General features: G+C 63.7%; 10 protein-coding genes. 6 read left to right on the forward strand and 4 right to left on the reverse strand.

The window, feature by feature from the left end; all coding sequences use genetic code 11:
* The 3 genes from AC1DY5_RS34355 to AC1DY5_RS34365 all read right to left on the reverse strand — a co-directional run.
* Nucleotides 1-695: aldehyde dehydrogenase family protein (locus AC1DY5_RS34355; protein WP_478118800.1), on the reverse strand; the 695-nt coding region annotated here is incomplete at its 3' end.
* A gap of 41 nt (nt 696-736) precedes the next feature.
* Nucleotides 737-1333, reverse strand: a complete 597-nt coding sequence (locus AC1DY5_RS34360; RefSeq protein ID WP_478118802.1) for a thiamine pyrophosphate-dependent enzyme — start codon at nt 1331-1333, stop codon at nt 737-739.
* On the reverse strand, nt 1333-1869 hold the full coding sequence (locus AC1DY5_RS34365; RefSeq protein ID WP_478118804.1) for a phosphonopyruvate decarboxylase: 537 nt from the start codon (nt 1867-1869) through the stop codon (nt 1333-1335). The genes AC1DY5_RS34360 and AC1DY5_RS34365 overlap by 1 nt, the downstream gene beginning before the upstream one ends.
* 112 nt (nt 1870-1981) lie before the next feature.
* On the opposite strand from AC1DY5_RS34365, the gene AC1DY5_RS34370 reads away from it, so the two are divergent.
* The 4 genes from AC1DY5_RS34370 (at nt 1982) to AC1DY5_RS34385 (ending at nt 5229) form a co-directional block, all read left to right on the forward strand.
* Entirely contained in the window at nt 1982-2914 is a 933-nt protein-coding gene (locus AC1DY5_RS34370) for a LysR family transcriptional regulator (RefSeq protein WP_478118806.1), read from the forward strand.
* A gap of 362 nt (nt 2915-3276) precedes the next feature.
* Nucleotides 3277-4149, forward strand: a complete 873-nt coding sequence (locus AC1DY5_RS34375; RefSeq protein WP_478118809.1) for a hypothetical protein — start codon at nt 3277-3279, stop codon at nt 4147-4149.
* A 7-nt stretch (nt 4150-4156) separates the two neighbouring features.
* Entirely contained in the window at nt 4157-4684 is a 528-nt protein-coding gene (locus tag AC1DY5_RS34380; RefSeq protein WP_478118810.1) for an RES domain-containing protein, read from the forward strand.
* 296 nt (nt 4685-4980) lie between these two features.
* Entirely contained in the window at nt 4981-5229 is a 249-nt protein-coding gene (locus tag AC1DY5_RS34385; RefSeq protein WP_478118812.1) for a hypothetical protein, read from the forward strand.
* A gap of 152 nt (nt 5230-5381) precedes the next feature.
* Here AC1DY5_RS34385 and AC1DY5_RS34390 read toward each other — a convergent pair whose 3' ends face one another.
* Nucleotides 5382-6335 (reverse strand): AraC family transcriptional regulator, encoded by a 954-nt coding sequence (locus tag AC1DY5_RS34390; protein ID WP_478118813.1) that lies wholly within the window; start codon nt 6333-6335, stop codon nt 5382-5384.
* A gap of 160 nt (nt 6336-6495) precedes the next feature.
* On the opposite strand from AC1DY5_RS34390, the gene AC1DY5_RS34395 reads away from it, so the two are divergent.
* Nucleotides 6496-6855 (forward strand): carboxymuconolactone decarboxylase family protein, encoded by a 360-nt coding sequence (locus AC1DY5_RS34395; protein WP_478118814.1) that lies wholly within the window; start codon nt 6496-6498, stop codon nt 6853-6855.
* A 41-nt stretch (nt 6856-6896) separates the two neighbouring features.
* The coding region (locus AC1DY5_RS34400) for a Bug family tripartite tricarboxylate transporter substrate binding protein (protein WP_478118815.1) at nt 6897-7573 on the forward strand (677 nt) is incomplete at its 3' end.

Below are 7573 nucleotides of genomic sequence, written 5' to 3' on the forward strand. Positions count from 1 at the left end.
GTAGTGTCCGAGCCTGTGAAACTGATCTTGCTCACCAGCGGGTGCTCGACCAGCGGTGTGCCCACCTCGGCGCCGTATCCCGTGACCACGTTGAACACGCCCGCCGGGAAGCCTGCCTCCTCGAAAAGCTCGGCCAATTCCAGCGTCGAGGCCGACGTGAACTCCGAAGGCTTGACGACGACGGTGCAACCCGCAGCCAGCGCCGGCGCGATCTTCCACGTCAACAGCATCAGGGGCGAATTCCAGGGAGTGATGGCCGCCACCACCCCGACCGGTTCATGGCGGGTGAAGGCAAAGTAGCCCTTCTTGTCGAGCGGCAGCGTGCTGCCCTGAACTTTATCGGCCAGGCCCCCGTAGTAGTGGAACCACTGCGGGATGTAGTTGAGTTGCCCCTGCATCTCGGCCAGCAGCTTGCCGTTGTCTCGAACCTCGGTCGTGGCAAGCTTGACCGCATCGCGAGCGATCAGATCGGCGAGCTTGCGCATCAGGGCGCCGCGCTGGGTTGCCGTCAGTTCCGCCCATGGACCTTGTGTCAGCGCCTGGTGGGCAGCCTGTACGGCAGCATCCACGTCACCCGCGTCGCCCCGCGGGATCTGCGCCCAACTCTCACCGGTGTAAGGGTTCTGTGTGTCGAACCACTGGCCGCTGCGGGGTTCGCAGGCTTGGCCGCCAATGCGCAGCAGGTAGCGTTTCATGCCGTCTCCTTCCTTGTCGTTGCAGGCGCTCCGGCCGGTTCTCAGAACGGCTTGAGGCCCAGCGCGGCGCGGAACCGGTTCTTGATGAAGGGGCCGTCGCGCGGCGGCAGTGCGCGTGACGGCTCATCGGCTTCGATGAAGACCTGCACGAAGGCCAAACCTTGGCGACCATTGATGCCCTGAGCAATTTCATCGACGAGGTCGACGCTGCTGGTCGAGTAAGCGTCGGCTATGCCAAAGCCCTTGGCGATCGCCACTAGGTCCGCGCCGAGGCTCGAGTGGCTGCGCTGCATGCCCGTCTCGCCGAAATGCCCGTTGTCCAGCACGACGATCGTGAGGTTCTTGGGTTGCTTCACCGCGATCGAGCCCAAGCTCCCGATACCCATGAGTTGCTCACCGTCACCCGTGATGACGACCACCGGCTTGCCAGGCTGCGCCAACGCCAAGCCGAGGCCCAATGATGTGGCGCCACCCATAGCCCCCCACAGGTAGTAGTTCTTATCCCGATCGCCGGCGGCAAACACGTCGTACGACGCCGAGCCCAGTCCAGTGACCACCAATGCGTCAGGCGTAGCAGCCAGAAGCTTGGAGACGAAATCGCGACGATCCGCGCGCTTGTTCTGTGTGTCCTGGCTCATCACTTGCGCTCCCACTTCTTGCGGCCGATCAGTTCTTGTCCCAACAGCACGGCGACCTTTTCGCCTGCCTCGAATGYGGCATCAAAGCCGGCACTGACGATCTCCTCCACTTCCTCGGGTTTTGAAGCACGATGCACGTGGATGCCCATCAGCTCCAGTGCAGCCTGTGTCGCCCTGCCCATTGGCCCCTGCCACGGATTGAACTCGGCGTACTCGCCGCGCATGGTCACCAGCGTGAAGAACGGGAAATCGGCTGCCTGCAGCAGCGAAAACATGTTCACGCAGTTGCCAACGCCGCTGCTCTGCATCAGAAGAACTGCGCGATCACCGCCAAGCCATGCGCCGCTGCAAACGGCCACGCCTTCCTCTTCTGTCGTCAGGACGACATCCTTGATGTCGGGGTCGGCGATGGCACTGCGAATGACGTGCGAGTGACCAGCATCGGGAACGTAGGCGATCTGATTGACGCCCCCTTCCTTCAGCACCTTGAAGATGGCTTCCTGCCAGGCAGGCGCCACGGGATTGAGGTTGCTCATAAGACTCGGTTGAGTGAGTTGAATATGGTGAAATCATAGAATGTGATTCCAGCTACTATGAAATAGAATTTCGGCATTCCTCTATCAAATCTCCTGATCGAGACATCAAAAAATGGACTTCAAGCAGTTGCGCGCATTCCTGACAGTCGCTGAGACAGGCAACGTGACCCGTGCGGCTGATGTTCTTCACCTCGTCCAACCGGCCGTGTCCCGCCAGATCCGGCTGCTGGAAGATGACATCGGAGCGCCCCTTTTCGATCGCGAGCGGCATGGAATGGCGTTGACCGAAGCCGGGCAGACCTTGGTGGGGTACGCCCGCAGAGCCATGCTCGAACTGGATCGAGCGCGCGCGGAGATCGGATCCACTGGCAACAGCGTGGGCGGGTTGGTTACGCTTGGGCTCCTTCCAAGCACGATTGATATGCTATCGAGCAGGCTCCTGACAGCCATCACGCGCGAATACCCAGGCATTCGCGTTCGCATTGCGATGGGCTACGCGGGCACACTGCTGCGGTGGCTCGAAACAGGTGAGGTGGATGCCGCTTTGCTCTACGGCGTTGAGCGCTCATTGGATGTTCAGGTCCGACCGCTTGTCGAAGAGGCGCTTTGGGTCATCGGACCGAAGGACGCAAAGCTGCGGCCAGACAGGCCAGTTGCCCTCGCCGAACTGGCAAAGCACAAGCTGGTGCTGCCTAGCGCGCCTCACGGCATTCGAACGCTGGTCGAGCACGCCTGCGCGGTGGCGCACGTAACCTTGAGTCTTGCTGCGGAAACCAACGCGTTGAGCGTTCAGCGCAGCCTAGTTTTGGGTGGACACGGCCTGACCATACTACCCCCCATCGCTGTCGCGGAAGATCTCCGAAAAGATCGGCTCACGGGCGCCCCGCTTGCTGAACCAGGAATCACGCGCACGATCGTTCTCGGATTGCCGACAAACAGACCGACCGGCCGCCATGTGACATGCGCGGTCGATCTGCTCGTCGGGCAGGTCCAACGCGCGATCAATGCGGGCGAGTGGCCGGAAAGTCGTTGGCTTGGCAATTGAACGACAGTCGCCCACTGGCCAACACTTGCCCACTCCATGGCGATGGGGCGATTCTCCATTGCGGACAGGGCCGAGGCGTCGCATTGGCTGTGGGCTGCGCAGGCGATCGGCGACGGTTGACCCATAACCGGTACCCGATGACCGTTGAGGTGCAGTCATGCCTCTAGCCGGACACCCATTCGCATAGCTGGGCATTGCGGCGCTGGTCGCAACCGGCGAAATTGCCGGGCACTCATCGGAGCGCGACTAGGAAACTGAAATGTTGGGCTTCAGGAGCCACTCAAAAATGTTTTCCGTGAGCTAAGAGACATGCCAGTAGCCGCTGAAATGTTCGCTGCCTTCCTACACCGGAGACGATGGCGATGACGGGGCATCAGAGCGTCGCGACCGTCGTGGGGTATTTCCGCGCAGAGAGCGCGCTGGGCAGCAAGGTCAGCCGGATGCTCGACCAGGTGGGGCTACATGGGGGCTCGAACACAACTTTGTCAACCGCGCCGGACTCGCGCCGATGGCAGCATCGCATCTGCTCCTCGCCCGGCGTTCGGGTTGCAGTTGGGCCCCAATCGGCCTACTATTGGATCATGCTGGAGATCCAACTTTCACCCGATAGCGCACCGACCGCTAACGTTCCCCTGCTGCAGGGACTGATGGCGCTTGTCGCACGCACGGCTGCCATGGGTTTCATGGCCTCCGAGCGCATCACCAGCCTGGATGCAAAAACGATCGCACGAGTGGTTAGCGCGCTGCAGGACCAGAAGCTTGCCTCCAGAACACCGCTCGACATGGCACCGCTGATGAAAATCGACGCGGCCGATCTCGATCCTGCGACGGCGAAGCGGATGGAGGCGGCGGTCGGACAACTCGTCAATGTGCTCGGGCAATCGCCGGCGCCATCCTCGGAGTGGGCAACCATGCGAGAGGTTTTGGGCGACGAATCGCTTTGCCGCCTGGTTGGCGTTTCCGACACGTCGTTACGCCGGTATGCATCCAATGGACGTTCCACACCGCAAGCTGTTGCCGAGCGCCTGCACTGGCTGGCCATGGTGGTGGCCGATCTCAGCGGGGCCTACAACAACTTCGGCATCCGGCGATGGTTCGAGCGGCCACGGTCCCAACTCGACGGCTTGAGCCCTCGAGAGGCGCTTGGTGAGAAATGGGGAGTGGATGATCCAGCCTCAGAGCGGGTGCGCGCGCTGGCTGCCGTTTTGAGCGGTGCGCAGCCGCTGGCCGCCTGAATGGGTCATGCGACTCGGCTTTCGACACTGCGACCCCCGGTTTCCCTTCCTCTGGCAGGTCGCTGCGCAACCGGCCTCGCGTTGGCACCGAGACGGCGAGGGGCCTGCCAACTACTTTGCCGACACGCCGGTCGGTGCTTGGGCAGAGTTCCTTCGGCACGAGGGCATCACCGAACCGGCCGATCTGGCGGGGGTCAAACRCTCATTGTGGACCGCGGAGCTTCCAGCCACGGACTATGCCGCTCCGGCGCTACCCGAAACCACACTCTTCGGCGACGAGAGCACTTACCCGGCTTGCCAGGTCGAGGCCCGAAGATTGCGCGCCGCCGGCGCCGAGCGGATAGAAGTCCGCGGTGCCGCGTTGCTCCCCGGAGCTGCCGCAGGTTGGACGGCAAACCCGGCGATTGCCGCGGCGACGCCCGGACGCGACGGCCTAGTGTGGGTTCTGTTCGGACCCTGCAACGTGGTGGCCTGGATCGCTGTTGACGGCGGCGCGCCGCCCGCTGTTGTCCTGCCGCTCGTAAGACACCTCTGAGCGCACCACCATACGAATGAATTGGGTGTTGCGCGCTTCATGTGTGCGTTGGCCGCCCGAGTTCGAGAGTTGCGCGCGTAAGTTTGTTGATTTCTCGCGTCGCCTGCACCTCGTCCACAAGCGATTTCGCTGGGCGTGAAATGCTAAGCAGGTGGCACCAAAAGCAAAGCCCCACCGGGTATGCGTCCCTAGACTCACAGGCTAAGGAGCTTTCCGGCACTGGGCCGCGACATCCGTAGCCCAATCGCCGTTTGGCATCCAGGCCCTCCGATCCACAGCAACCTTGATCGACACCCATGAAGTTCAGCGACCTGAAACCCGGCGATCTGTTCACATTCAATCCGCGCGTCGGAGGCCTCTGTCACGACCGTAACCTTTACCGCAAGGCAACGAGCAGCACCTATCACCGCGCCAACAAGGTGTTGATGATCAAATCGATCGCCAGCGTGGAGGCCGAGATCACCCGGGAGGCCTCGGAGCCAGTCCAGACGGTATTTTGGCCGGCGCGAACCCTCTTGCCAACGGGCCGCTTTATCCCAGCCTGAAGGAAGCACAGCCCCCGGCGGCTCCTCGGCGACCAGCACACTCCAGTCCTCTCGGCGACCGCTTGGGGGAGTTGATCGCGAAAGGAGCGGCAATGCGCGCGCGCCGCCTGATGCTGGTTCTACGCGCGACGTGCCAGCAGTCGGCTTCGGCGTCAGTGGCTTCTGCGCCATCTTGAAAAGGCGCTGAGGCTGCCGAACCCGAGCAGGGGGGCGATTTCCGATAGACGGCGACCTCCGCTGAGGTGGCGCGCCATCAGTTCCTGCCTGGTCTGCTGCAGCAGGGCCAAGAAGCTGCAGCCTTCCCGGGCCAGCCGGCGATGTACCGTGCGCCGATCAATGCCCATGTGCCTCGCCACCTGGTCGGCATTGCAGCGCCCGGTCGGCAGCAAAGCCAGGATCATGTGCTGAACCTCGTGGCGCGTTTGCGCGCGCTCCGTCGGCGTCGCCTCCGCCAGCATCTGGTGGGCATAGCCGCGCATCACGGGGTCCGCCATGGCCATTGGCGTGTCCAGGTCGGTGCTGCGCAGCACGATGCCGTTGAATTCCTGCGAAAAACGCACGCTGCGCCCGAACACTCGGCGGTGGATGTCGAGGACGGCGGGCGCCGGATGCGTGAAGCACACGGAGCGGGCCGACCACTCCGGTCCCAGAAGGAGGCGCAGGATGCGGTGGATGGCGCCAACGGCCAATTCGATCGACTGGCGGCCCGCGTTGGGCGCCGACAGCAGTTCCTGTGTCAGCACGGCGATGCCGTTCGACTCCTCCAGCCGGGCCGCGAGGCTTTCGTTGTGCTGCCGGCCATAGCGCACCAGGGTGGCGATGGCCTCGCGCAGCGTGGGTTCGTCACGCGCCAGCATGCCCACCAGCCCCAAGGTGGACAGGCGCCGCGTCTGTGCCAACCGCAGCCCGAATGCCTGTTCGCCCGATGTCTGCGCCGACAGCTCCAGCAACGCCATCACCGCGTCGGCGGACACGCGCAGATCCGCGCTGTCGAGGCAGCCGGGCGGCAGGCCCACGCGCGCCAGCATACGGACCGGATCCAGGCCCAGGCTGCGCGCCAGTTCGCCGTAGTTGGAAAGGCTGGCGCTGCGCAGATAGGACGTCATAGGGTTTTCCCTCCGTGTCTCAAATTGTCAATGCCATGTCCMAAGTTGTCAATCACTGGCGCGCGTCCGATCCTAGAGTTCACGCCATGGCGCACGCCCTCGTTCGCCTCCTGGAGACACCATGCAACACGACCCTTCCCCCACCCCCGTCTGCGACGCCATGCGCGCGGGCGGCCAATGGAACAAGAACTGGGAGCCGATGGCGCAGCTCGACGCCGATTGGACGGAAAAGTTCATGGCCATGGTGAGCGCGCCCCTGAACTCGGGGGTGATCGATCCCAAGACCTTTGAACTGGTGGCCATTGCCGTCGACGCCTCGGTGACCCACATGTTCGGCCCCGGTGTGCGGCGCCACATCCGCCGCGCCCTTGCGCTGGGCGTCACGCCAGAAGAGATCACGGCCGTGCTGCAACTGACCAGCACGCTGGGCTTGCACACCATGAGCCTGGGCGCGCCGATCCTGTTCGAGGAAATGGAGAACTACCGGCGCGGCGCGTTCAAAGACGTCAGCGAGGGCTGATCGCCTTGCCCCCACCACAACCAGATACAGAGCGCATCGCTATGAACTCCCTCTCCAAGCACCTGTCGCGCCGCGCCTGCCTGTTCACGCTGGGCGCATGCCTGGCCTGCGCAGGCGCGCAGGCCCAGAACGACTGGCCCAGCCACCCAATCCGGCTGCTCGTCCCCGCGCCCGCCGGCGGCGCCTCCGACATGATCGCGCGCACCCTCGGAGAAAGCATCCGCAAGAGCACAGGCCAGACGGTCGTGGTCGACAACAAGCCGGGTGCGGGCGGCATCCTCGCAGTCGATGCCCTGCTGTCCGCGCCGCGCGATGGCTACACCTTCGTGCTGTCGCCCAACTCGCTGGTGACCGAGAACCCGTACAGCTACAAGTACCGGGTCGACCTCTTCAAGGACCTGGCACCCCTGGCCGAGGTGGCGAGCGTGGCGCTGGTGCTGGTTACGAACCCGCAGCTGCCCGTGCGCAACGTCGGCGAGATGGTGGCCTACGTGAAGGCCAACCCGGGCAAGATCACCTACGCGTCGTACAGCCCCGGCACCCTGTCGCATATCAAGGGCATGCAGTTCAACAAGGCGGCGGGCGTGGACATGGAGCATGCGGGCTACAAGGGATCGCCGCCGGCCCTGCAGGATCTGATGGGTGGCCAGGTGCAGTTCATGTTCGACGGCATGGGCACGTCGCTGCCCATGATCAAGGCGGGCAAGCTGCGTGCGCT

It is taken from the genome of Variovorax sp. P4_D9 (assembly GCF_056401695.1).